The sequence below is a fragment of the Nocardiopsis sp. YSL2 genome (assembly GCF_030555055.1).
Taxonomy (GTDB): Bacteria; Actinomycetota; Actinomycetes; order Streptosporangiales; family Streptosporangiaceae; genus Nocardiopsis.
Window position 1 is genome coordinate 3,706,849 of record NZ_JAMOAO010000001.1, and the last position, 25,461, is coordinate 3,732,309.

A 25,461-nucleotide genomic window follows, 5' to 3' on the forward strand; every position below is an offset into this window, starting at 1 on the left:
GGGTGTCATGGGCATGGAGAGTTCCGCCGAGGCGCCGCAACCGGTCAGAGTCGTCCTCAACGCCGTCGGCCAGTGGATCGGCCGCCTCGGCCGGATCTGGGTCGAGGGCCAGATCGCCGAGCTCAACCGGCGCGGCCGGATGGCCTACATCACGCTGCGCGACCCCGTCGCCAACGTGTCCGTGCGGGTGGTCTGCCAGACCACCGTGCTGGACGCGCAGAGCCCGCCGCCCGAGGCCGGCGCCCGCGTGGTCGTGCACGCCAAACCCGACTTCTACGAAGTGCGCGGCACGTTCTCGCTGCGGGCCCTGGAGATCCGCCACGTGGGCCTGGGCGAACTCCTGGCCCGCCTGGAGCAGCTGCGCCGGACCCTGTCCGCCGAGGGCCTGTTCGAGGCCGCGCGCAAGCGTCCGCTGCCCTTCCTGCCCTCCACGGTCGGTCTGGTCTGCGGCCGCGACTCCGCCGCCGAGCGCGACGTCCTGGAGAACGGGCGGCGCCGCTGGCCCGCCGTGCGGTTCGAGGTGCGCCCCGTCGCCGTGCAGGGCGACCGCGCCGTGCGCGAGGTGATGGAGGCGCTCAAGGACCTCGACGCCCGCCCGGAGGTGGACGTCATCATCGTCGCGCGCGGCGGCGGCTCCCTGGAGGACCTCCTGCCCTTCTCCGACGAGGCACTGGTCAGGGCCGTCGCGGAGGCGGGCACGCCCGTGGTGAGCGCCATCGGCCACGAACAGGACGCGCCGCTGCTGGACTACGTCGCCGACGTGCGGGCCTCCACCCCCACGGACGCGGCCAAGAAGACCATCCCCGACGTCGGCGAGCAGATGGAACTGGTCCGCCAGCTCCGCGACCGGGCACGCCGCGTGCTCCAGGGCGCCGTGGACCGCGAGCTGTCCTGGCTGCAGGGCGTGCGCTCGCGCCCGGCGCTGGCCGACCCCGTCCGGGAGATCGACCGGCTCACCGAGCAGGTCGTGGACCTGCGCGACCGGGCACGCCGCAGCCTGACCGTGGCGCTCGACCGCTCGGCCGACGGCCTCGCCCACACCCGGGCCCGCCTGCACGCGCTGTCCCCGGCCACCACGCTGGCCCGCGGCTACGCCATCGTGCAGCGCGAGGACGGGTCGGTGGTGCGCTCGGCCGCCGAACCCGACGTGGGGGAGGAGCTGCGGATCCGCTTCACCGGCGACAGCCTGACCGCGACCGTGGCGGACGTGCACCTCGCCGACACCCCCGCCGGGGACGGTGCCGATGTCGGTGCGGACGCCCGCACCGGCGGTGACACCGACGCGGACGCCAGCGACGACGCCACCACCGACGACACCGAGCGGTAGTCCCCGGGCGCAGCCACCGGACCACCGCCACCACCCGGGACATCCACCCACCGACGGACGGAGCAGACATGGCCGACAAGGGCGCAGCCGAGCCGAAGCAGAGCTATGAGGAGTGCAGGGAGGAGCTGACCGACGTCGTCCGCCGGTTGGAGTCCGGCGGCCTCAGCCTCAAGGACTCCCTCGCCCTGTGGGAGCGGGGCGAGGAGCTGGCCAAGACGTGTGAACAGTGGTTGGAGGGGGCCCGCGCCACGATGGCCGCGGCCATGGACGAGCGCCGTGGTGAGACCTCCGAGGACGAGGAGACGCCCTTCTGAGGCCGGGGCCTGCGAACGGCCCGAGGCAGGGGAGCGGCGGCGAGCGCGTCAGGGCGGCCCGGAAACGGGGCCGGTGGCGCTCGCCCGCTACCTGCGGCCGTTGAGCTCGTCGCCCAGGGCGCGGATGTTGCCGGGCAGGCCGCGGAACACGCTGATCACCAGGACCAGCGCGGTCCCGAGGAACAGCCACGGAGCGACCTCGGCGAGGCGGGACGCCAGCCCCAGCAGCAGCACGCGCGCGAACCCCTCGTTGCCGAGGGCGAGCACGGCCTCGGCGGCGACCACGGAGGCGAAGAAGGCGATCGGCGGGCTCACGGACAGTGACAGCAGGTCGGTCGGGCGGACCAGCGCCGCGGTCAGCAGGCAGGCCAGGGTGAAGGCCACGCCCGGCGGGGCCGAGGTCCCCGTCCAGTGCGCGACCAGGGTCCCCGTGAAGCTGCTGATGATGATGAGCAGGATGCCGCCGCGACCGGTCAACCGGGGCGGGCGCCACGGGGTCGGGGCCGGGCGCGGCCTCTGCGCACCCTGAGGCGCCTGCGAGCGCGCGTCGGCGCGCGTGGGTTGTCCTGCGGCTGGTCCGCTGCGGCCGCGGTCCTGCGTTCGCACGAAGTACGGGGCGGGTCCGGGTGCCGGACCGTCCGTCTTGCGCTGAGGCACGACCGTACGCCTCCCAAGTTTGTTACTCACGGTGTTTAGTATGTCACTTCTCGTGAAGATCCCCCGTCTTTTGCGGGGATCGTGTCGTCATTTCGGCTACTTGACCCCTTCCGCGCCGAACACTCCTTCCTCACCCTTGGACACCGGGATGGGGCGCCGGGGTTCTGGTGGAAATCGGGCAGTCCGCCCATGCGGACCCGGCACCGGTCGTCCGTCACCGTCCGTGAGCGTCTTCGGATTCGGGGTTTTGGGTCGAACCATTGGGCCTGTTTTCCACGCGCCGAAAGTCGTCGACCGGCGTCGCATCCATCTCGGCCAGCTCGGGGGCGGCGGCTGTACGGGGCCGTTCCTCCACCCCGCCGGGCCGGTCCAGTTCGCCGTCCACCAGACCGATCTCGTGGAACCTCCGTGCCGTCACCAGTACCCGGTTCTCCAGTGATCCCACCGTCTGGTTGTAGGCGCTCACCGTGCGCGTCAGAGCCCGCCCGAGGCCCTCCACGTGCCCGCCCAGGGTCGACAGCCGGGCGTGCAGCTGCTTGCCCAGGTCGAACACCGCCCGGGCGTTCTCGCTCAGGGCCTCCTGCTGCCATGCGTACTGCGCCGTGCGCAACAGGGAGATCAGCGTCGTGGGGGTCGCGATGTGCACCCTCCGGGCCATCGCGTGCTCCAGCAGCCCCTGGTCGTACTCCAGGGCGGGGGCGAGGAAGGCTTCGCCGGGGATGAACAGCACCACGAACTCCGGCGCCGGGGTGAACGCGGACCAGTACGACTTGCCCGCCAGCTGGTCGACGTGCGTGCGGAGCTGCCGTGCGTGCGCGCGCAGCCGCTCCTCCGCGGCGTCCTCCGCCCGCGCCTCCACCGCGTCCAGGTAGGCGGCCAGGGGAACCTTGGAGTCCACCACGATGTTCTTGCCGCCCGCCAGGCGCACCACCATGTCGGGGCGCTGGGAGCCGTCCCGGGTCGCGGCCTGCTCCTCGAAGTCGCACTGCGCGCTCATCCCCGCCAGCTCCGCCACCCGGCGCAGCTGGAGTTCGCCCCACCGGCCGCGGGCCTCGGGGCGCCGCAGGGCGGTGACCAGGGACTGCGTCTGGTCCCGGAGCCGCTCGGAGCCCTCCCGTACGGTCTCGACCTGCTTGGCCAGCTCCGCGTGGGCCGCCGCCCGTCCCGCGTCGACCTCGCGCAGCTGCGTCTCCACCCGGTTGAGCGTCGCGGTCAGGGGCTCCACCATGCGCTCCACCGCGCGGCGGCGCTCCTCGAGGTCGCCGTCGGCGGCGGCGCTGACCGCGCGCAGCCGCCCTTCGGCCAGTTCGAGGAAGCGCTGGTTGGTCTGGTCCAGGGCCTGGGCCGAGAGCGCGCGGAACCGGTCGGCGAGCTGCTCCTCGACGTAGGCCGCCCGCTCCTCGGCGGCCCGGGCGTCGGCGCGTGCCTCGGCGTCGCGCCCGCGCGCGAGCATCCATCCCACGGCCGCGCCGATGGCCAGTCCGATCAGGAGCATGAGTACGAGTGCGAGGCCGTCCATGGCGCTCCATGGTGTCAGTACGCGGCTCCCGAGGGCCTCTCGCCACGCAGGGTGGGGAGAAGCCCCATCAAAACGGACACCGGGTGCGACGTGCTTCCCACGCGTTGGTTATTCGTTTAAGCTTCGAATCGGCCGAGTGGTCGGTAGGGAGACCCGCGCCACGCCATCCAGCCGCATGCTGCCGACGAACGGAGAGACATGACCGCACCGACCGACGCCGAACGCGCCCGGCGCGCCGACGAGGCCCTGGCCGCACTGGACCTGGAGGGCAAGGTCCGCCTGCTCTCCGGTGACTCCATGTGGTCCATCGCCGCCAACCCCGCCATCGGACTAGGCCGCCTGGTCATGTCGGACGGCCCCGTGGGCGTGCGCGGCGAGCGCTGGACCCCCGACGACCCCTCCGTCCAGCTGCCGAGCCCCACGGCGATCGCCGCCACCTGGGACCGCGGCCTGGTGCGCGAGGCCGGCCGCCTGCTGGCCCAGGAGGCGCGCCGCAAGGGCGTCCACGTACTGCTGGCCCCGGCGGTCAACATGCACCGCTCACCGCTGGGCGGGCGCCACTTCGAGACCTTCTCCGAGGACCCCTACCTCACCGGCGAGATCGGCACCGCCTACGTCCTCGGCGTCCAGGACGGCGGCGTGGGCACCACCGTCAAGCACTTCGTCGCCAACGACTCCGAGACCGACCGGTTCACGGTGGACGTACGGGCCGACGAGCGCACCCTGCGGGAGATCTACCTCGCGCCCTTCGAGAGCATCGTCCGCGGGGCCCGGCCCTGGGGCGTGATGGCCGCCTACAACAAGGTCAACGGCACCACGATGACCGAGCACACCGAGCTGAACGCCGTGCTGCGCGACGAGTGGGGCTTCGACGGATTCATCGTCTCCGACTGGACCGCGGCCCGCGACACCGTCCGCGACTGCCTGGCCGGCCTCGACGTGGCCATGCCCGGCCCCAACACGGTCTACGGCCAGCACCTCCTCGACGCGGTCCGCGACGGCCGGGTCCCGGAGAAGGCCGTGGACGCCCTCGCGCGGCGCGTCCTGCTCCTGGCCGCCCGCGTGGGACTGCTGGAGGGCGCCGACCCCGTGGTCGCCCCGGCGGACCGGCCCTCCGGGCTGGACGGCCGGGCCGTCGCCCGCGAGGTCGCCACCCGCTCCTTCGTCCTGCTGCGCAACGAGGCCGCACTGCCGGTGGACCCGCACGGGGTGGACCGCGTCGCGCTGATCGGCCTGGCGGCCGCCGAGGCGCGCACCAGCGGCGGCGGCAGCGCGAGCGTCTTCGCCGAGCGCACGGTGTCCCCACTGGAAGGTCTGCGCGCGGCCCTGCCGGGGAGCGTCGAACTCACCTACGCCGTGGGCACCGACCCCCGGGCGAGCCTGCCCCCGGTGGAGGTCCCGATGACGGCCACCTTCTACGCGGCCGACGGCCGGACGCTCGCCTCCGAGCCCCTGCCCGACGGCACCGCCCGCTGGATCGGCGAGCTCCCGGACGGCGTCACCAACGCCGAACTGGACCGGATCGAGGTCGGCGGGGACTTCACCCCGTCCGGCTCCGGCGAGCACGTGTTCGGCGTCACCGGTGCCGGACGGTACCGCCTCACGGTGGGCGGGCGGGTGCTGTTCGACGGCGATCTGGACTTCGAGGGCGACGACCCCGCCGCCGCCATGTTCGACCCGCCGGCCACCACGGCCGTCGTCCCGCTCACCGAGGGCGAGAAGGTCAGCGTGCGGGTGACCAAGACCCATCAGGACCTGGGGATGGGCGACTTCGCGTTCATCGGCTTCACCCTGACCCACCGCGCGCCGATGGCCGCGGACGACGAGCTCATCGAGGAGGCGGTGGCCGCCGCCCGCGACGCCGACGTCGCCGTCGTCGTGGTCGCCACCACGGCCGACGTGGAGTCGGAGGGCTTCGACCGGTCCACGCTCACCCTGCCCGGACGCCAGGACGAACTGGTCGCGCGGGTCGCCGAGGTGAACGAGCGCACGGTGGTGGTGGTCAACACCGGTGCTCCGGTGACGATGCCCTGGCGGGAGGACGTCGAGGCCATCCTGCTGACCTGGTTCGGCGGACAGGAGCTCGGCGGCGCCCTCGCCGACGTCCTGCTCGGCCGCCGCGACCCCTCCGGCCGCCTGCCCACCACGTGGCCCGGCCGCGAGGAGGACGTGCCGGTCCTGGGCGTGGTGCCCGATCAGGGTGCGCTGGACTACGCGGAGGGCGTCTTCGTGGGCTACCGGGCCTGGGAGCGGGCGGACGCCGAGCCCGCCTTCTGGTTCGGGCACGGGTTGTCCTACACGACCTGGCGCTACGACGCCGTCGACGTCGACCTCACGGACGGGGAGGACCTGGCGGTGATCCGGGTCCGGGTGACCAACACCGGAGAGCGCGAGGGCGACGAGGTCGTGCAGGTCTACCTGGCCCCGCGGGAACCGGGCGACCGGCCCGCGCGCGTCCTGGCCGGATTCGCCGGCGTGCACGCGGACGCGGGCGCCTCCGCCGAAGCCGTGGTGACCGTGCCCCGCTCGGCCGTGCGCCGGTGGGCGGAGGACGCCGACGAGTGGGAGTCCGTCCCGGGCGGCTACGACGTCCTGGTCGGGCGCTCCTACGCCGACACCCGGCTGACCGCCCGCGTCGAGCTCGCGTAGGCGCGTACCCCCACGGGCGGAGCCGCACCCCCGCGGGCGCAGCGGGACACCGCTCCGCCCGCGGGGAGCCTGGCGTGCGGCGAGGCGGACGGCCCCGTCAGGTATCGCGCCGAACCAGCGTCGGCGTCCACGGGGACAGGTGGACCTCCGTGCGTTCCGTGACCGCCCTGACGATCTCCCCGGCGGTCGCCTCGATGCTCTGGGGTTCGAGGCGAACGCTGGTCAGCCGTGGCCGCAGCATCCGGCAGAGCATGACGTCGTCCGCTCCGACCAGCGCGGTCCGGTCGGGCACCCGGACCTCCGCGTCCTGCAGCGCGCCCAGGAGCAGCCCGCTGAACTCGTCGTTGTAGCCGAACACCGCCTCCGGCAACCCCTCGTCGAGCCACGTACGAACGACCTCGGCGGCGCTCTCCGGTGACCAGTCCATGTCCTGGGACCGCACGGTCGCCCCGACCCCGGCACGGGCCGCGGCCTCCTGGAGGCCCTGGAGGCGCAGCGTGCCGATCCGCCGGAGCACGTTGCCGCGCGGCACGACGGCCGCGAGGTCGCGGTACCCGCGCCCGACCAGGTGTTCGCCGGCTCGGGCGCCGACGCCGACGTCGTCCATGTTGAGCGTGGACACGCCGGTGCCCTTGACGGCTTCGGCGGCCACGCCCGTCGCGATGACCTGGATGTCCGCCTTGTGCAGCAGCTCGATCCCGGCCGGCGTCAGCCGCTCGTGCTCCACGATGACGGCGCTGGGGCGCATCGCCGCCCACGTGCGCGCCGCCTTGACGCCCCGATGCCGCTCGCCCCCGTACTGGAGCAGCGTGTACCCCATGTCGCGCAGCCGCAGCGTGAGCCGGTGGTGGAACTCCGCGGCCAGGGGGCCGTGGACGACGTCCATCTGGACGTAGAGCACCAGATCGCTGGACCCCTTCCGCAGTGACCGCGCGCTCGCGTGCGGCACGTACCCCAGCTCGTCGGCGATGGCCCGCACCCGGGTCCTGGTGCCCTCCGGGATGCGCGAGCCCGGGGCGTCGTTGAGCACGTACGAGACGGTCGCGGTGGACACTCCGGCGCGCTTGGCGATGTCGGTGATGGTCGCGGGTCGGGGGCGGATCGAAGTCATGCGGCTATCTTGCCCTGCCTGCCGGGGAGTCCGACGTCCGGGACCGACCCGGGTGTGAACTCCTGATGTCGAATGTATTGACAAGGTTAAACGGTTAACTTAGCTTAATCGAATAACCAGCGCCTGAACAGGCGTTTCTAGATCTCGTGGGTTCACACCAGGGAGAACCAGATGTCCGAAAACTCCTCCCCCCTCTCGGACGTGGAGCAGACGAAGACCCCGACCCCCTCGGGCCGGCGCGGTCTGCGGCGCCTCCTGCCGATGCTCGGCGCGGGCAACCTCGCCGTCTTCGCCTTCTACCTCGGCATCGGGGCCGTCCTCCTGCCCCTGCAGGTGCAGGCACTGACCCCCGGCGACGAGCAGGCCGCCGTCGCCAACCTGGGCCTGGTCGCCGGCGTCGCCGCCGTCTTCGGCACCCTCTTCAACCCGATCGGCGGCGCCCTGTCGGACCGCACGCGGTCCCGCTGGGGCCGCCGCAACCCGTGGATCGTCGGCGGCGCGGTGGCCGCCTTCTTCTTGGTGCTCATCCTGGGCTTCGCCGACTCGCTGCTCATGATCGGGGTCGGCTGGTGCCTGGCCCAGGGCGCCATGAACCTGCACCACGCGGCGCTGACCGCGGTCATCCCCGACCGCGTCCCCCACCAGAGGCGCGGCACCGCGGCCGCGGCCATGGGCATCGCGGTCTCCGTCGCCGGAGTCGCGGGCACCGGCGTGGCCGCGCTCTTCACCGCCCGGCTGCCGCTGGGCTACATCGTGCTCGGCGGTGTCGTCGTGGCCGTGGCGGTCCTGCTGACCGCGCTCACCCACGACCCCCGCGGAGACGAGCTGTCCGAACGCGCGCCCGGCACCCGCACCAACGCGGTCGCCGCCCTCGGCCGGTTCCTCTCCGCGCTCGCCCACCGGGACTTCGCCCTGGTCTTCGCCGGCCGGGCGCTGCTCTTCCTCGGCTACTTCCTCATCTTCGGCTTCCAGCTCTACATCCTCGACTACTTCATCGAGCTGCCCGCCGGGCTGGAGCCGGCCGCGGCCGTCACCGTGCTCACCCTGGTCAGCGCGGTGGGCACGGTCGTGGTGACCGCGGTCGGCGGTCCGCTCTCGGACCGCCTGGACCGGCGCAGGCTGTTCGCGCTGGTCTCCGGCGTGGTCTCGGCCCTGGCGATGCTCATCCCGTACCTGTCCCCGACCTGGACGGGGATGCTGGTGTTCGCCGCCGTCAACGGCAGTGCGTTCGGCTGCTTCATGGCCGTGGACACGGCCCTGGCCACTCTCGTCCTGCCCAGCGAGGACGACTCCGCGCGGGACATGGGCGTGCTCAACATCGCCGCCGCCGGGCCGCAGATCATCGCCCCGTTCATCGCCTCGGCGATCATCCTCCACCTCGGCGGCTACGGATCCCTCTTCCTCGTGGGGTCGGCGGTGGGCCTCCTGGGCGCGCTCGCCATCGTCTTCGTCCGCGGTGTCCGCTGACCGCCCGCCCGTAGGCCGCCCGCCTTCGGCGGCCCGCACGCCGACCACTCGTCCGCAGCCCGTCCGCCGGTTCGTCCGTCGGCCGGCCGCCCGACAGGAGCCTTCCATGCGACTCAACACCTACGAGGCCGGAACCGGCCCCCGCACCGCACTGCTCGTCCACGGCGCCATGTCCGACCACGGGACCTGGCACGCCGTCGAGGCCGACCTCGTCGACCGTGGCTACCGCGTGATCGGCGTGGACATGCGCGGCCACGGCCGCAGCCCGCGCGGCGAGTACACGGTCGAGGCGCTCGGACAGGACCTGGTGGACACGCTGCCCACCGGCGCCGACGTCGCGATCGGCCACTCCATGGGCGGTCTCGCGTTGTCGCTGGCCGTCGAACACCTCCGTCCCGCCCGCGCCGTGTACTCCGATCCCGCCTTCCGGTTCGACGCGGTCACGACGGCCGCCACCGACGCCATGCGGTCGATGGTCGAGCGGGCCACCGCCGAGAGCGTCCGCGCCATGAACCCGCGGTGGAGCGACCCCGACGTCGCGGCCGAGCTGGCCGGGTTCGCCGCCTTCGACCCCGCGTTCTTCGACGTCGTCGCCGAGGCCTCGGCCGCGGACCGGCTTCCCGCCGAAGCGGTGGTGCCCTCTCTGGTCCAGCTGGCCGACCCGAGCTTCACCATCGACGCCGACGGCGCCCGCCTACTGGCCGAGCGCGGCTTCACGGTGCGCGTGGTGAGGGGTGCGGGGCACTGCGTCCACCGCGACGACCTGCCGGGCTTCCTCGCCTCGCTCGACGGCTGGATCTGAGGCCGACCATCCCCCAGAAAGGTCCCACCATGTCCCTCCGGACGTCCCTACGGAACCCGTCCGACCCGTCCGCACCCTCCGCACCGATCTCCTCCACCGCACTGGCGGCCTCGGCCGCCCTGACGGCCCTGACCCTGCTCACCGCCTGTGCCACCGATCCCGCCCCCGCCCCCGGCCAGGACACGGGGGCCGGGGAGGACTTCCCGGCCGCGTCCCTCGACGGACTGCGCGTACTCCTGACCAACGATGACTCCGTGCTCGCCGCCGAGGAGGACGGCTCGGACGGCCGGGGGCTGTACGAACTGCGCTCGGCACTGTGCGCTGCCGGTGCCGACGCCGTGGTCTTCGCGCCCTGGGGCTACCAGTCGAGTATGAGCAGCGCGATCTCGTTCAGCGGCTCGTTCGGCCTGGGCACGCACCCGGGGCTCCCCGAGGAGCACGCCGGGGACTGCGCCGACGCCCCGAGCGGCGGTGCGGTCCACGGGGTCTGCGTCGCCGACGGCCCCTGCGAGGAGGACTCGCCCAGCGCCACACCGGTCGACTCCGTCGCCTTCGCCCTCCACCACGGGCTCTCCGAGCTGGTCGACTGGGACGGGCCGCCCGACGTGGTCGTCTCGGGCGTCAACTCCGGTCCGAACGTGGCGTCCCAGATCGCCAACTCCGGCACCGCCGGGGCCGCGTTCGCGGCCCAGGCCGCGGGCGTTCCCGCGATCGCGGTGAGCGCGCATCTGGACGAGGACTTCACCGTGGCGCCGACGACCTACACCGCGGCCGCGGAGTTCAGCACCGATCTGGTCGCCCGGCTGGTCGGGTCGGACATGCTGACCAGTACGTACATGATCAACGTCAACCACCCGCACACACCGGACGGCGCACCGAGCCCGGGCGTCCGGTGGACGCGGGCGGGGACCGGCACGGTGCTGATCCCCGAGTTCACCGGCGAGGACGCCTACGAGCTCGGGGCGAGGGTGTGCGAGCCGGACACACCGGGATGCGTACCCGAGACCAGCGAGAACGCCGACAGTACGGCGCTCCTGGCGGAGGGCGCGGTCTCGGTGAGCGCACTGACCTCCGACCGCACCTACGCCTCCGGTGAGGACCCCGCCGAGGTGGAGCGGCTGGCGGAGCTGGTGGCCGCACTCGGCGACTGAGCCGGTTCCGGGCCGTCCCCGGCCGGCGCCGGGCCCGTCGTCCCCGGGCCCGGCGTCCGGGAGCGGCTCCCCGTCCGCTGCTGCGTCACGACAGGGCGGACACGGGAGAGCAGCGGTCGAGGGCCGCCCGCCACGCGTCGACGGAGGACCAGAACCGCTCCGTGGCCGGCTCGGGGGCGAACATCCACATCCGCTCCCAGGCCGGTGACGCCCGACCGGAGATCTCCGACACCGGAGCGTAGGGCCGCGGGCCGCGCACCGGGTACCAGGCGTAGTCCAGGGGCTCGAGCAGGGCCATCAACCGCTCCTCCACCCCCCGGTCGGGGCGCACCTTCACCAGCATCCAGGGACGGTACCGGCGCAGCACCTCCAAGCCACCGGCCACCACGTCGGGCTCGGTCCCGGCCGTGTCGATCGTCAGGACCGCCGGGAGCGCCGAGACGCGCTCGCGCCACCGCGACAGCGTGGCGACGTCCACCGCGACGTGGGTGAGGTCGGTCCGTGTGGAGTGCACCAGCCGGTTGCACATGTCGTTGTGCGCGGCCCGTCGCAGGTGGGCGGTGCCGTTGTGGTTGCTCAGCGCCAGTTCGACCACCGTGAACCCCAGTTCGGCGGTGGTGGAGACCACCCGGGCGGCCGAGGCGATCTCCGGTGTCGGCTCGAAGGCGAAGACGGGGCGGCGCGAGCGCGCGGCGGCCAGGGCCGCGTACACCCCGATGCCCGAGCCGATGTCCAGGACCGCACCCGGCGGCGTGTGGTCGAGCATGGCCAGGAAGCAGGCGAGGCTGTCGGGTTCGTGCCGCGCGAGCCCGGACTCGGCCAGGCGCCGGGGCACGGTGAGGTCGCCGGACAGTTCCAGGGTGAGGCTGTCGGGGCCGCAGCGGTGTGCGTCCGTGTCCAGTCGGGGCAGCGCGACGGTGAACCGCCGGCTCCGCGGCGGGATCCGGGCCGGGTCAAGGCCGCCCAGGCGTCTGGGCAGGTGGACCCGGATGCGCCGCGTCATGAACCGGACGAGCGGGTAGCGCCGTACGAGTGCGCGCAGTTGGTCGGTGACCACAGTTGCCTTCCCCCCAAGGAACCAGAGCCGCCCGCACGATCCGAGGGCGGCGGACTCCCCCTGGGCCGCCGGGATACCGGACGCCGTGGCGTTCCGATCCCCATGGTTCGGTCCTCGCGCGACGTGGTCGGCCGTCCGCCGACGCCACGCCCCTCCCGTGTCGGCGGCCGTGCGTCCGCCGGGCGTGCCAGGGGAGCGCGCGCTACGCCGGAAGGGCGCCGCGCGGCCTCGGCCCCAGGCCTCCGGCGGTGTCGTCCAAACCTACTCTGCGTAGTGTCGTCGGCGCAGTGCGTTTCGACGATTGGCCCGCTCTCGGGCCTGCACGGACCGGCCGACCCGTTGGTCCGCATAGACTCTGACCTTGTGAGTCTGACTATCGGGATCGTCGGCCTGCCCAACGTCGGCAAGTCCACCCTCTTCAATGCCCTGACCAAGAACGACGCTCTGGCCGCGAACTATCCGTTCGCCACCATCGAGCCCAACGTCGGGGTGGTCGGGGTGCCCGACCCCCGGCTGGCCAAGCTCGCCGAGATCTTCGGCTCGGCCAAGGTGCTCCCGGCCACCGTGGACTTCGTCGACATCGCGGGCATCGTGCGCGGCGCCTCCACCGGTGAGGGCCTGGGCAACAAGTTCCTGGCCAACATCCGGGAGAGCGACGCGATCTGCCAGGTCATCCGGGCCTTCGAGGACGCCGACGTCACGCACGTCGACGGCGACGTCGACGCGTCCCGCGACATCGAGACGATCAACACCGAGCTGATCCTCGCCGACCTGCAGACCCTCGACAAGGCGATCCCCCGGCTGGAGAAGGACGCCAAGCGCAACGCCAAGGACAAGGGCGCCCAGGAGCTGCTCAAGGCGGCTCTGGAGGCGCGCGAGATCCTGGACGGCGGTGTCTCCCTGTCGGTCGCCGAGGGTGTGGACCTGGAGCGGCTGCGCGAGCTGAGCCTGCTCACCGTCAAGCCGTTCATCTACGTGTTCAACCTCGACAGCGACGAGCTCGCAGACGAGGCCCTGCGCGCCAAGCTGCAGGCGCTGGTCGCCCCGTCCGAGGCGATCTTCCTGGACGCCAAGATCGAGGCCGAACTGGCCGAGCTCGATGACGACGAGGCGCAGGAGCTCCTGGAGTCCATGGGGCAGACCGAGTCGGGTCTGGCGCAGCTGGCGCGGGTGGGCTTCGACACCCTGGGCCTGCAGACCTACCTGACCGCCGGGCCCAAGGAGGCCCGCGCCTGGACGATCAAGAAGGGCGCGACCGCGCCCGAGGCGGCCGGGGTCATCCACACCGACTTCCAGCGCGGCTTCATCAAGGCCGAGGTGGTCTCCTACGACGACCTCGTGGCCAACGGCGACATGCAGTCCGCCCGTGCCGCGGGCAAGGTCCGCATGGAGGGCAAGGACTACGTCATGTCCGACGGCGACGTCGTGGAGTTCCGCTTCAACGTGTAGCCGCCCGCTCGGTCCTGCCGGCCGGTCCCGTCGCTGCGATGGCGCGCCGGCCGCGCCCTCGGGTCCGGTGCCCGGATCTCAGCCGAGCTCCTGGGCGAGTCCGATGAGAATGCCTTCGGGCCCGCGCACGTAGCAGAGCCGGTACGCCTCCCCGAGCTGGACCACGTCGTCGCCGACGAGTTCCGAGCCGTGCCTGCCCAGCCGGTCGAGGGTCGCGTCGAGGTCGTCGACCGCGAACATGACGCGCAGGTAGCCCAGCGCGTTCACCGGGGCGTTCCGGTGATCGGCGACGACGGACGGCTCGATGAAGCGTGAGAGCTCCAGTCGGCCGTGGCCGTCCGGTGTGCGCATCATCGCGATCTCGACGCGCTGGTCCCCCAGGCCGGTGACGCGTCCGGCCCACTCGCCCTCCACGACGGTCTGCCCTTCGAGTTCGAGCCCGAACTCGCGGAAGAACTCGATCGCCCCGGTGAGGTCCTCGACGACGATGCCGACGTTGTCCATCTTCACGGTCATGGCGTGAGCCTACGCGGGTCGGCGCCCTTCACCCCGAACAGGCGCGCGCGGTGGGCGCGGCGCGCCCGGCCGGTGCGTCGTCCGGCCGGGCGCGCCCCGCGGTCAGCCGTCGCCCGGCAGCGGGCACCCGTCGGGACCGCAGGCCTCGCCGTCCTGCGCCGCGCCGACCGTGGTCAGCGGAGCGTGGTTCGCCCACGCCTGCTCCAGGGCCTGGCCGAAGGCCTCCACCGGCTGGGCGCCGGAGACCCCGTAGGCGCGGTCCAGGACGAAGAAGGGCACGCCCGTGGCTCCGAGCCGGGCGCCCTCCCGCTCGTCGGCGCGCACGTCGGCGGCGTAGCGCTCGGGGTCCTCCAGCACCGCGCGGGCGGCGTCCGCGTCGAGTCCGGCCTCGGCGGCCAGGTCGACGAGTCGCTCGACGCCGTCGAAGGCGGAGCGCTCCTCGGCGAAGTTGGCCCGGTAGAGCAGGTCGATCAGCTCGTGCTGGCGGCCGTGCTCACGGGCGAAGTGCAGGAGGCGGTGCATGTCGAAGCTGTTGCCGACGTCGCGGCCGGCGGTCCGGTACTCCAGGCCCTCGGCGGCGGCGTTGGCGGCGATGCGCTCCTCGGCCCGCAGGGCCTGGGCCTCGGAGACGCCGTACTTCTTCGCGAGCAGCGGGAGCACGGGTTCCGTCACTCCTTGAGGGCGGGAGGGGTCCAGCTCGTAGGAGCGGTGCACGACCTCGACCCCGTCGCGGTGCTCGAATCCGGCGAGGGCCTTGTCGAAGCGGGCCTTCCCGACGTAGCACCAGGGGCAGTTGATGTCGGTCCAGATCTCGACGCGCATGGGGCGGCTTCCTTGTTGCTGTGCTCGGGCGGGGCGTGCGGCTCCCACCGTGGAGGTTCTCTCCGCTCAGCTCCTCAACGCCGACCCGTTTTCGGGCATTCCGGTTCACGCGACACTTGTCGCTCGTCTGGGGAGTGACCCTCGTCTCGCCGCCCGGGGCCGCCGTGGCCGGAGTCGGGCGGCCGTTCGGGGGTGTTCGGCTGGCACCAAGGGGACATCTTGCTCTCCGCCAAGTGACTAATCACTTTCTGGTCCAGCCGAAATGGGGTTCTCTAGGGGAGTTGAGTGGTGAGTTCGTTGCCTTATTGCCGTATTGTTCACCTTTTGGGGTGTTTGGTTGGTGCGTGCAATGTGCCCTTGAAGGGGAAACGCGGAGACGCCATGTCCGCTCCCAACCCGCACAATGCCTCACTATAGGGATGGGGTAGACAAGGCATGGCGGATACGCCGCCCGGACCGGGCGGCACGGACCTGTGTGCAGGAGGCGGGGATGGCGAAGGCGTCACGGCGCGGTACCGCCGCGCGTGACCTGGAGGACGACGCGGAGCTCGGTGCGCCGCGCGCCCGTCGGCCACGGGCCGGTGCGGGCGGACGCTGGTGGGTCGGCGTGGGCCGCGCCGTCCTGTGGGCGTTCATCATCGTCGTCCTCTTCAACGGCATCTGGTACCCCCTGCGCGGCGGGCTCGCCCTGCCGACCGCGGCGGAGGAACCGGAGGAGACCGAGACGGTCGCCTTCCCCGAGACCGCCGCGGCCGCCTTCGCGCTGCGCTTCGCCGAGGCCTACCTCGACACCGAGGACCCCGAGGCGCGTCTGGAGGCACTGGCCGCCTACGTTCCCGAGGGCGAGGCCGCCGCGCTCGACGCCGCCGCCGACAGCCTCACCGGGGAGAACCTCACCGTCGTGTCCATCGACGCGGCCGACGACCACAACGCGGTCGTCGTCGTGCGCGGCGACGTCAACGACGGCCCGATGAGCCTCGAGGTGCCCGTCTACGCCGACGGCGAAGCGCTCGCGGTGTCGGGTCCGCCCGCGCTCCTCGCGGCGCCGCCCCGGGCCTCCCTGCCCCGGCCCGCGTCGGTCGAGGAGGACCCCCGGGCGGCCGAGGAGCTCCAGGGCGTGCTGACCGGCTTCTTCGACGCCTACGCGGAGGGGCCCGAGCACCTGGAGCAGTACGTGGAACAGGGGGCCGCGATCGCGCCGCTCCCGGACAACAGCCTGCGCATCGTCGAACTGTCCGACATCGTCGTGCCATCCCAGTCCTCGACCGGGGATGATGACGTACGACAGGTGGCGCTGACGGCGCTGTGGTCGGTCCTGGGCTCCGACGGATCAGAGGTCGGACAGCTCAGGCAGAGCTACCTCGTCACGGTCGTCGACTCCGGTAGTGAGTGGCGCGTGCGTGACATCCAGGGTGCCCCCCACTCGTTCGGCGACTGACGGGGCCAGTAGGCAAGGAGGACGAGAGAAACCATGAGCACCACCGAGTCGACGGGGGAGGGCGGCACCTGACATGCTCCCCCTCCTGTCTTCAGCAACGGACTCCTTCGCCTTCTCGGGCGGCGGTGACCTCCTCACCCTCGCCGCGCAGGCGACGCCGTCCACGGATGCCCCCGACACCGGGGGCCTCGCCGACTTCCTGCGGGGCTTCTTCGGGCCCCTCTTCCTGGTCATCGTGTCCATCGTGGCGGTGTTCTTCCTGTTCACGAGGGAGATCACGCGCTTCGCGCAGTTCATCATCCTGGCGATCTTCATCGGGATCGTCTTCTACGTCCCCGGCATCATCGAGGTCATCGCGGTGGCGCTCGCCCGAGCGATGGGCGTATCGGCGGAATAGGCGAGGGAGGCCGGGAACGTGGATCTGCCCACGTACACCAACATCTGGCGTATCGAGAAGCGGCTGTACAAGCTCTACGATTTCCGGCTGCCCATGCCGCTTCCCGTGGGCACGTTCGGGGTCGCCCTCGGCGTGTTCGCGCTGTGGGTGATCCTGCTCAGCATCCTCAACGCCCCGTTCGCGTTCGGCAACGGCTGGCACCTGGTGATGTGGGTGGTCCCGCCCGGTGTCATCACGGTGCTGGCCACCCGGCCGGTGATCGAGGGCAAGCGCCTGACCGAACTGCTCATCTCCCAGGCCCGCTTCCTCACGGAGGCGCGGGTGTACACGCGGCTGGCCCCGGAGTACGAGCCGGCCGAGGTCCGGGTGTCGGTGCGCGTGTGGCACCGGGACCCGCAGGCCGGTCCGCTGCCCGTCATCGGCCGCCGCCGTGTGGAGCGCGCGGAGGCCGAACCGGAACCGGCCGCTGGGGCGGACACCGTCGCCCGCCCTGAGGCCGCGCCGCCGCTTCTCGGACTCCCCGTCCCCGAGGCGGAGCCCTCGGCCGCCCCGGACGAGGGCCCCGAGAGGGTGGAGGCCGAGGAGCCCGTCCGGGGCCCCGCACGGCCCGAGCCGCTCGAAGGACCGGAGCCCGAGCCCGAGCCGCTGTCCGAGCGGGAGCGGGCGCCCGAGCGCGCGCGTGAGCCCGCACGTGAGCGCGTGCCCGTGGCGGCGGCCGCCCTGAGCGGACGCCGCGGCGACGACTCCGCCGCGGGCCTGGCCGACGAACCCGCCCAGACCCTTCCGGACGAGCCCCGCGACGACGGCGCCGGAGGCCGGCGACCCGGCGTGGGCCGCCGCGTCCTCAACTACTTCGGCTTCGGACTCGGCTCCGCGCCTCCCGAGACCCCGCGTGCGCCGGTCGAACCGGGCGGGGACGACGGCTTCGAGGACTTCGACGAGGAGCCCGTCCACACCACCGAGGACGACGAGCGGAGCGACAACCGGGACTGGTTCGCCCGGCTGCGCTCCTCCTCGGGCGAGACGCCCGTCGGACTGACCTCCAAGAGCGCCTTCTCGGTGGGTGACACCGGCGCCATGAGCCGTGAGGACCTCGCCGACGCGATCGCTGAGCCCGACCACGACCGCCGACGCGCCGAGGAGGTCATGGCCGCGCCCGAGAGCGACGGAGACGAGTCCCCCGCCGCACGCCGGCTGCGCGGCCGCGTCCAGGGGATCCAGGTCACCCGGGACCTGGAGGAGCGCCGCTCCGAGCAGGTCCGCGAGCCGGCCCCGCAGGCGCCCCGCCCCCAGGCACAGGGGCAGGCCCTTCCAGTACAGGAGGAGGAGGCCGACGCGCCGGAGCCGCCCCGTCGGCGGGCACGGCCGCACGCCGCGCCCTGGGAGCTGGAGCGCAGCGGCACGGAGCGGCCCGAGGCCAGTGGCCAGGCCGGCCTGTCCGACTACGCGGCCCGCTTCGCGGCCGCCACCGGCCGACCCGCCGCGCCCGAACCCGCCGCCGCCCCCTGGCTGCCCCCGGCCGCCGCGACGCCCGCTCCGGAACCGAAGGCCGCCCCCGGATCCGAGGCCGCGCAGGACGGTACCGGGGCTCCCGCCGACGATGCCGACGCCCCGTCCGCCGGGGCCGGGACGAGCGAACCCGACACGCCCGCGCGGGGCGGTGCCGGAGCCCCCACGGAGGACACGGCCGCCCCGGCCGGGCAGAGCGGGCCCGACACGGCCGTCCGCAGCCGTGAGGAGGCCGTGGAGGGCCGATCGGAGGCCCCCGCGGACGCGGCCGCGGCCCCAGCGGACGCGGACGGCACGAGCGATCACGGCGAGGACGCCCGGAGCCACGAGGAGCCGGGGAGCGGGGCACCCGCGGACACGGCCGCGCCGACGCCCTCGGCCAAGCCCGCGCTGGAGATCGATCACGGGACCGGCGAGCAGGCCGCCCTGCCGCCGCAGCCGAATGAGGGCGCGGAGGCGCGCGGCCCCGCGTGGGCCGAGCACATGTCGGTGCTCGACCAGCACCTGAGCACCGCCGACACCCCGGCGCCGCCGCGGCCCAAGTTCGCGGACGTCGTTCCCGCCCAGGAGCGCGGAGCCGACGCCACCGACCCGGGCGAGTGGTTCGACGACGGCAAGAAGCGCCACCCGGACCAGCCGAAGGTGGGCGACCGCGACAACCCGGTGATCCCGGCCAGCGAACTCCGCGAGGCCGCCGAGGCAGAGGCGGAGCGGGAGTCGGCGCCGGAGGAACCCGCCGCCGGGGCCGCTGAGGAGGCCAAACCGCCGACGCAGCTCGACCACGGCACGGGCGAGCTCGTCAGCTTCGTGGAGGTCCGCGACGAGCCGTCGCGCGCAACCCCGCGCCGGAGGGCCGCGACGGACCCGGGTGCGCCCGGTGCCGAGCGGGCCCCGGACGGCCCGGCCGCCGAGGCCGCAGAGCCCCGTGTCGCCCCGAGCCGGCCGGACGACGCGGGGGCGTCCTCCACCGAGCGGGGCGCGGACAGGGACGCCGCGGAGGAGGCCTCGCGCGTCGCCGCGCGCCGGACGGCCGAGGACCTGGCGGCGGCCGAGGCCGCCGCGCTGGCCCGCCGCCGTGCGGCCGCCGCCGACGGCCCCGTGGCCCGGGACCCCCGGGCCAACGCCAGCATGGCCTCGACCCTGCGGAGTGAGCGGAGCACCGCGCCGTCCCCGGGCACCGGGAGCGCGGCCCCCGGGACCGACGCTCCGGTCGAGGACGTCCCGCAGAGGTCCGGTGAGCACGACCCGCACGACCCGCACGACGGGGTCTTCCACCGTGTCGCCCAGAACGCCCGTCGGCTCGGCCAGCTCTTCGGCCAGCCCGTACCGGGGGAGGAGCCCGCGCCCCGTACCCAGGACGCGCCCAGGCCCGAACTGGAGCTCGACCACGGCACCGGCGAGCAGGACCGGCTCGGCGACACCCCCAACGGGGTGCCCACCCACCGGCCCGAGCCGCGGCCGGCCGAGCACGAGGAACCCGCCTCGGACTCCGGCGGCACGCGGGGCTGGCGACGGCTGGCCAAGGTCGTCACCGGCGGTGCCGCGCCCGTCCGCTCGGACCTGCCCGCCAGTGACATCGAGCGCCTGCGCACCCCGCTGGACTCCCCGCGCGGCCTCGTCGTCCTCGGCTGCACCGGCGGCGCCGGGCAGACCGTGACCACGCTCATGATCGGCCACACCCTGGCCGCCCACCGCGACGACCGCGTCGTGGCCGTCGACGTCAATCCGGGACCCAACGGGCTCTCCCGGCGGGTCGGCGCGCAGAGCCCGGAGACCCTCACCGCCCTGCTCGCCAACGCGGACTCGGTGGAGGACTACGCGCACATGCGCTCCTACGCCAGCCGCGCCGGGACCGGGCTCGAGGTCGTCCAGACCCTCGACGACCCCTACGTCCAGACCCTCGACGAGCGCGACTACACCCAGCTCACCCGGCTCCTGGGCGGGTTCTACTCGGTGACCCTGCTCGACCCGGCGGCCACGGGCGTGGCCCGCTCCCTGCCGGGTGCGGACGGCCTGGTGCTGGTCGCCCCGGCCAGCGCCGACGCCGAGAGGGCGGTGTCCATGACCTTCGACTGGCTTGACGGCAACGGCTACGGAGCCCTGCGGGCCAATGCCGTGCTCGTCGTCAACGGTGTGAGCAAGCGCAGTCTGGGCGACGTGGACGCCGCCGAGCGGGTCGCCCGCGGCCGGTGCCGCGCCATCGTGCGGATCCCGTGGGACGACCACCTCGGGTCGTCCTACACCAGGATCGACGTCGGCGCCCTGCGCCCGGCGACCAAGCGCGCCCACGGCGCCCTGGGCGGGGTCCTGGTCAACGTGCTCACGGGCGCCCGGTAGCCGCTGCGGGCCCCGGACACGGCTCGGGCGGGTGGGGTCGTTCCCACCCGCCCGGTGTGCGGCGGATCAGCGGCCGACCGGTGTGAAGTCGCGCGCCGCGAGGAACTCGGGGCGCGGTCGGCCGGCGCTGAACGGTTTCGTGCAGGTGTTCTCGACGCTGTTGAACACGATGAACACGTTCGAGCGCGGGTAGGGCGTGATGTTGCCGCCCGATCCGTGCATGCAGTTGGAGTCGAACACGGTGACGTCGCCGGCCGCGCCGGTGAGCACGTCGATCCCGTGCCGGTTGGCCAGGAAGGACAGCGAGTCCTGGTCCGGGGTGCCCACGTGCTGGCTCACCAGGGAGTCCCGGTAGTGGTCGTCGGGAGTCTCCCCGACGCACGAGACGAAGGTCCGGTGCGAACCCGGCATGATCATCAGCGCGCCGTTGTGGGTGAAGTTGTCGGTGAGCGCGATGGAGAAGCTGACCGTCCGCATCCGGGGCAGGCCGTCCTCGGCGTGCCAGGTCTCGAAGTCCGAGTGCCAGTAGAACGAGCCCCCGCCGAAGCCGGGCTTGTAGTTGATGCGGCTCTGGTGGACGTACACGTCCGAGCCGAGGAGCTGGCGGGCGCGGTCGACCAGGCGGGGATCGTTGACGAGGTCGGCGAAGACCGGGCTGATCTTGTGCACCTCGAACACGGAGCGGACCTCGTCCGAGGAGGGCTCGACGATGACACGCTCGTCGGCCCGCAGATCCGTGTCAGCGCTCAGGCGCTTGAGCTCCGCGCGGTAGGCCTCCACCTCCTCGCCGCTGACAAGGGAACGCACCTGGGTGTACCCGCGGGTCCCGTAGTCCTTGACGTCGTCGGCGCTGAAGGGGCCGCTCGCGGCGTCCCCCCACACGACGGGGTCCTGACGGTAGAGCAGGGCCGGCTCGGCGGCCTTACGGGTCGGGTAGTCGTCCGCGGTCGGAAGATCCATCTGCAGAGTCATGGCCGATCCCCTCGTTGGGGTTCATCCTCTCTGAGCTCGAAGTCTTTCCTTACGACACGTGAACTTAACAAATCAGAAGTCGCCTTTCCCGGCATCCTTCTGCGGCGTGTGTTTGTCGATGGTGTTACTGGGTATGAGAGTTATACTATATGGGCGAAAATAGAATGGCCGTCCGATGGGCTCGGCGTAGGTCATCCTCCTTGAGTCGCTGTCACCTGCGTGGTGTCACCCCGGGTGTTCGGCACCACTCCGGTACGTGAGTTGTTCCAGGTCGTCCGGTTGCGAGACTCCCCGTCGGGGTGCCGGGTCGGGGCCTTGTCTTTCAGTGTGCGCTAGACCACTGAAAAATGGTGCAAACTCTGGTTCAATGTGCGGCGCGCGTTACTCGCCATTCCTGGGGAATTCGGCCCAGGGGTACTGGCACAAAGCCCAGGGTCACCGCACAGTAGTGGGGTCCGCTTCCCTCACCCGCTTCTGAGGAGTGACAGTGCCCCCGTTTCCCCGTGTCATTCACGGCGCCCTGGCATCGGCCGCGGCCGCCCTTCTGGCGGTCGTGCTCGGCTGGGCCGCGCCCGCCGCCGCCGACCACGTCCTGCCGCCCGCGATCCCCAGCACGTCCGCGGCCCAGACCCAGCTCGACTCCCTCACCGTCCGGGCCAAGGGTCCCCAGACCGGCTACGACCGAAGCCTCTTCCCGCACTGGAACGACATCCAGTCCCCGTGCTCCGCCCGGCAGGTGGTCCTCGAACGCGACGGCCACGACGTCGTCACCGACTCCGGATGCCAGCCGACCAGCGGCAGCTGGTGGAGCGCCTTCGACGACACCTGGGTCCACGACGACCCGTCCCGGATCAGCGTCGACCACATGGTCGCCCTCAGCGAGGCGTGGAAGACGGGCGCCGCGAGCTGGACGACCAGCCGGCGCGCCGAGTTCGCCAATGACGTGGAGTCCTCCCAGCTCTGGCTGTCCACGCCCTCCAGCAACAGCTCCAAGGGCGACAGCGACCCCTCCGAGTGGATGCCGCCGAACACGGCCGTCCACTGCGACTACGTCAAGTCCTGGGTCAACGTGAAGTACCGCTACGACCTCACGGTCACCCCGACCGAGAGGTCCGCCATCCAGAACACGATCGACACCCGCTGCTGACCCCGGCGGCGCGGCCCGCCCGGCCCCGCCGGTGCGGGCCGCGCGCCCCTCCGTGCCCACCCGCCACCGTCGCGGGCGGCTCCACTTCCAGGATTGGGGCGCGCCGGAACCCCGTCCGCTTCCTCACCCTCCCGATGATGCTCCACTATGGGGTGAGCACGGGCGGGCGACGCGACCAGGAGGGCACAGATGACCGGCACCAGGGGGACACGGGGCGCGACCCGTCTCGCGGTCCGCTACTTCGACGACCGCGTGCTCTTCAGCGACAGCGAGGCCTGGGCCTACTTCCGCCTGCCCACGGTGTCCTACGAGTTCACCACCCCCGAGGAGCGCCAGGGCCTGGCCACCAACATCACCATCGCCCTGGCCGCCATCCGGATGAACGACGCGGAGGTCCACCTGCGCGTCGCCCACCGCACCTACCCGGCGGCGCAGTGGGCCACCGAGCTCGACGCGACCGCCGATGCCGGGCCCGGCTGGTACGACTACCTCGACGAGACCTACCGCCACGTCTGGGCGAAGGACTTCTGGACCAAGGAGGTCTATCTCGGCGTCCGCCTCGGCCAGCGCAACGCCGGAGCGGGACTCGGCCTGTTCTCCCAGCTCCTGGGCGCCTACCAGCGCACCGAGCAGGCCCTGGGCATCGACGACGACGCGATCGACGACAAGGAGATCGCCCGCTGGACCGACCAGTCCGAGCGCCTCGGCCGCGCCCTGGCCGCCAGCTCCCTGCACGCCCGCCACGCCACCTCCGACGAGATCGCCTGGCTCGTCCGCCACGCCGTCAGCGGCACCGCGGAGGAGGTGCGCCCCTCCGCCGCCGCCCGCCGCACCTGGGGGCGCGGCGAGATCGAGGCGCTCGTCGACGGAGTCGTGCACAACGGCCGCTCCTCGCTGCGCCTGGAGCAGCCCGCCGGCTCCACCCACGTGGCCTTCCTGTCCTTCGCCCGCTTCCCGGACCTGATGCCCTTCCCCGACGGCGAGCCCTGGCTGCACCACGCCGACGCGCTGCCCTTCCCCGTCGAGATGTCCCTGCGGATGAAGCTCATCCCGCCCGCCAAGGCCAGCAAGGACGTCGGACGCAAACTCGCGCACGCCCGCGACATGGACGCCCACATCCGCGAGGCCGGGGTGGAGGCGCCCATCGCGCTCGCCGAACAGATCGACGCCGCCCGCATGCTGGAGCACGGCATCACCAAGGAGCGCCTGCCGTTCGTCTACGGCTGGCACCGGCTCATGGTGTCCGCGCCCACCGAGCGCCTGCTCGGGCAGCACGTCGAAGCGGTCGTGGAGCACTACCGCGACATCGGCATCGACGTCATCAACTCCACCGGCGACCAGTTCGCGCTCTTCAACGAGTCCCTGCCCGGCGACCGCATCCGGCTCAACGCCTACGCCCAGCGCCAGCCCCTGCGCACGATCGCGGGTGGCATGCCCACCGCCACGGTCGACGTCGGCGACCGCGTCGACCACAGCGGCGGCGGCTGGGTCGGCCCCTACATCGGCGAGACGCTCGGACGGGCCCGCTCGATCGTGCACTTCGACCCCATGGTCGCCGCGGCCCGCAACCGTCCCACCGCCATCGCCATCACCGGCGAGCCCGGCGGCGGCAAGACCACGCTGGCCCTGTTGCTCATCTACCAGCTCGCGCTGCGCGGTGTCACCGTCGCCGCCATCGACCCCAAGGGTGACGCGGAGTCCCTGGTGGAGCTCCTCAAGCACCGGGGCCGCAAGGCGCGCATCATGTCCCTGGGCTCGGCCGAGCCCGGCCTGCTGGACCCGTTCGCGTTCGGTGACGACCTGCCCGCCAAGAAGACCATGGCGACCGAGACCCTGCGCCTGCTCCTGCCGAGAATGAGCGAGGAACGCGAGTCCGCCATGATCCAGGCGGTGGCCGCGGTCGCCAACCAGCCCCAGCCCTCGCTCGCGAAGGTCGTCGACTACCTCGTCGCCTCCTCCGACCCGGCCTCGCGCAACCTCGGCGCCGTGCTGCAGTCGATGTCGGAGATGCGGCTGGCCAGCCTGTGCTTCGACCCGCAGGGGGACGCGCGGATCGACACCGAGGGGTGGACCACGGTCTTCACCCTGGGCGGGCTCACCCTGCCCGACTCGGGTGTGGGCCGCGACGACTACTCCTACGAGCAGCGGCTGTCGGTCGCCCTGCTGTACCTGGTGTCGCAGTTCGCCCGGCGCCTCATGAACGGGCTGGACCGCCACCTGCCCAAGGCGATCTTCCTCGACGAGGCGTGGGCGGTGACCTCCACGCCGGAGGGCGCCAAGCTCGTCCCCGAGGTGTCGCGCATGGGGCGGTCGCGCAACACCGCGCTCATCCTGGTGTCGCAGAACGCCGGTGACCTCCTCAACGAGCAGGTCACCAACTGCCTGTCGTCGGTGTTCGCCTTCCGGTCCAGTGAGCGCTTCGAGGTGGAGAGCGTGATGGCGCTGCTGGGGGTGGAACCCACGGAGGACCACCTGGCGGTCCTGCGCAACCTGGGCAACGGCGAGTGCCTGTTCCGCGACCTGGACGGCCGGTCCGGGCGGATCGGCGTGGACCTGGTCTCGGAGGACCTGCTGCGCTGGCTGGACACCAACCCGACGCGCCGCCACCCGGGCCCGGAGAACCTCGTCCGGACGTCGGCCCCCGAGCAGTAGCGCGGGGGAGGGGCGAACCTTCCCAGGAGCGCCTGTCGGGCGGCGGACCCCTCCGGGACGGGTTCTCCCCGAACGGGCTCTCCGGGGCCCCTCCGGTCGGAGCGGGGGTTCGGCGCGTGTGTCGGCGGCCGCCCCCGCAGGTCGCACGCCCGGCGGCCGGGGTTCGGC

At 72.8% G+C, this 25,461-nt stretch carries 19 protein-coding genes; 12 read left to right on the forward strand and 7 right to left on the reverse strand.

Features of this window, described 5'->3' with window-relative positions:
• The first annotated feature begins 7 nt into the window (after positions 1-7).
• Together xseA and M1P99_RS16535 are read left to right on the forward strand one after the other, a co-directional pair.
• Positions 8-1,327 carry an exodeoxyribonuclease VII large subunit gene (gene xseA, locus M1P99_RS16530; RefSeq protein WP_304453512.1) on the forward strand — a complete coding sequence of 440 codons (1,320 nt, stop codon included), beginning with the start codon at positions 8-10 and terminating at the stop codon, positions 1,325-1,327.
• 68 nt (positions 1,328-1,395) lie between these two features.
• A complete protein-coding gene (locus M1P99_RS16535) occupies positions 1,396-1,641 on the forward strand; it encodes an exodeoxyribonuclease VII small subunit (protein WP_304453513.1) in 246 nt (81 codons plus the stop codon).
• An 87-nt stretch (positions 1,642-1,728) separates the two neighbouring features.
• On the opposite strand, the gene M1P99_RS16540 is transcribed toward M1P99_RS16535, so the two are convergent.
• Positions 1,729-2,298, reverse strand: a complete 570-nt coding sequence (locus M1P99_RS16540) for a DUF6542 domain-containing protein (RefSeq protein WP_304455721.1) — start codon at positions 2,296-2,298, stop codon at positions 1,729-1,731.
• Between the two features lie 214 nt (positions 2,299-2,512).
• Entirely contained in the window at positions 2,513-3,817 is a 1,305-nt protein-coding gene (locus M1P99_RS16545; protein ID WP_304453514.1) for a DNA recombination protein RmuC, read from the reverse strand.
• Positions 3,818-4,015: 198 nt separating this feature from the next.
• On the opposite strand from M1P99_RS16545, the gene M1P99_RS16550 reads away from it, so the two are divergent.
• Positions 4,016-6,466 (forward strand): glycoside hydrolase family 3 protein, encoded by a 2,451-nt coding sequence (locus M1P99_RS16550; RefSeq protein ID WP_304453515.1) that lies wholly within the window; start codon positions 4,016-4,018, stop codon positions 6,464-6,466.
• Between the two features lie 97 nt (positions 6,467-6,563).
• Here M1P99_RS16550 and M1P99_RS16555 read toward each other — a convergent pair whose 3' ends face one another.
• Entirely contained in the window at positions 6,564-7,577 is a 1,014-nt protein-coding gene (locus M1P99_RS16555; protein ID WP_304453516.1) for a LacI family DNA-binding transcriptional regulator, read from the reverse strand.
• Between the two features lie 171 nt (positions 7,578-7,748).
• On the opposite strand from M1P99_RS16555, the gene M1P99_RS16560 reads away from it, so the two are divergent.
• The 3 genes from M1P99_RS16560 (at position 7,749) to M1P99_RS16570 (ending at position 10,997) form a co-directional block, all read left to right on the forward strand.
• Complete coding sequence (locus M1P99_RS16560) at positions 7,749-9,044, forward strand: MFS transporter (RefSeq protein WP_304453517.1); 1,296 nt, start codon at positions 7,749-7,751, stop codon at positions 9,042-9,044.
• A 106-nt stretch (positions 9,045-9,150) separates the two neighbouring features.
• Positions 9,151-9,846 carry an alpha/beta fold hydrolase gene (locus M1P99_RS16565; protein ID WP_304453518.1) on the forward strand — a complete coding sequence of 232 codons (696 nt, stop codon included), beginning with the start codon at positions 9,151-9,153 and terminating at the stop codon, positions 9,844-9,846.
• Between the two features lie 29 nt (positions 9,847-9,875).
• Positions 9,876-10,997: a 5'/3'-nucleotidase SurE gene (locus M1P99_RS16570; RefSeq protein ID WP_304453519.1), complete on the forward strand. Its 1,122-nt coding sequence runs from the start codon at positions 9,876-9,878 to the stop codon at positions 10,995-10,997.
• An 85-nt stretch (positions 10,998-11,082) separates the two neighbouring features.
• On the opposite strand, the gene M1P99_RS16575 is transcribed toward M1P99_RS16570, so the two are convergent.
• Positions 11,083-12,054 (reverse strand): FkbM family methyltransferase, encoded by a 972-nt coding sequence (locus M1P99_RS16575; RefSeq protein ID WP_304453520.1) that lies wholly within the window; start codon positions 12,052-12,054, stop codon positions 11,083-11,085.
• A 363-nt stretch (positions 12,055-12,417) separates the two neighbouring features.
• Here M1P99_RS16575 and ychF point away from each other — a divergent pair, with 363 nt between their 5' ends.
• Positions 12,418-13,503, forward strand: a complete 1,086-nt coding sequence (gene ychF, locus M1P99_RS16580) for a redox-regulated ATPase YchF (RefSeq protein WP_304453521.1) — start codon at positions 12,418-12,420, stop codon at positions 13,501-13,503.
• Between the two features lie 78 nt (positions 13,504-13,581).
• On the opposite strand, the gene M1P99_RS16585 is transcribed toward ychF, so the two are convergent.
• Entirely contained in the window at positions 13,582-14,019 is a 438-nt protein-coding gene (locus M1P99_RS16585; RefSeq protein WP_304453522.1) for a VOC family protein, read from the reverse strand.
• Between the two features lie 102 nt (positions 14,020-14,121).
• The gene (locus M1P99_RS16590; protein ID WP_304453523.1) at positions 14,122-14,841 is read right to left on the reverse strand and encodes a DsbA family oxidoreductase; all 720 of its coding nucleotides are present in this window, start codon (positions 14,839-14,841) and stop codon (positions 14,122-14,124) included.
• Between the two features lie 490 nt (positions 14,842-15,331).
• On the opposite strand from M1P99_RS16590, the gene M1P99_RS16595 reads away from it, so the two are divergent.
• The 3 genes from M1P99_RS16595 (at position 15,332) to M1P99_RS16605 (ending at position 20,522) form a co-directional block, all read left to right on the forward strand.
• Positions 15,332-16,279 carry a conjugal transfer protein gene (locus M1P99_RS16595; RefSeq protein ID WP_304453524.1) on the forward strand — a complete coding sequence of 316 codons (948 nt, stop codon included), beginning with the start codon at positions 15,332-15,334 and terminating at the stop codon, positions 16,277-16,279.
• Positions 16,280-16,352: 73 nt separating this feature from the next.
• Positions 16,353-16,676, forward strand: a complete 324-nt coding sequence (locus M1P99_RS16600) for a hypothetical protein (protein WP_304453525.1) — start codon at positions 16,353-16,355, stop codon at positions 16,674-16,676.
• An 18-nt stretch (positions 16,677-16,694) separates the two neighbouring features.
• Entirely contained in the window at positions 16,695-20,522 is a 3,828-nt protein-coding gene (locus M1P99_RS16605; RefSeq protein ID WP_304453526.1) for a TcpE family conjugal transfer membrane protein, read from the forward strand.
• 66 nt (positions 20,523-20,588) lie between these two features.
• On the opposite strand, the gene thpD is transcribed toward M1P99_RS16605, so the two are convergent.
• Positions 20,589-21,494 carry an ectoine hydroxylase gene (gene thpD / locus M1P99_RS16610; RefSeq protein ID WP_304453527.1) on the reverse strand — a complete coding sequence of 302 codons (906 nt, stop codon included), beginning with the start codon at positions 21,492-21,494 and terminating at the stop codon, positions 20,589-20,591.
• Between the two features lie 487 nt (positions 21,495-21,981).
• On the opposite strand from thpD, the gene M1P99_RS16615 reads away from it, so the two are divergent.
• Positions 21,982-22,641: a DUF1524 domain-containing protein gene (locus M1P99_RS16615; protein WP_304453528.1), complete on the forward strand. Its 660-nt coding sequence runs from the start codon at positions 21,982-21,984 to the stop codon at positions 22,639-22,641.
• A gap of 189 nt (positions 22,642-22,830) precedes the next feature.
• A complete protein-coding gene (locus tag M1P99_RS16620; protein ID WP_304453529.1) occupies positions 22,831-25,293 on the forward strand; it encodes an ATP-binding protein in 2,463 nt (820 codons plus the stop codon).
• Positions 25,294-25,461: the final 168 nt, after the last annotated feature.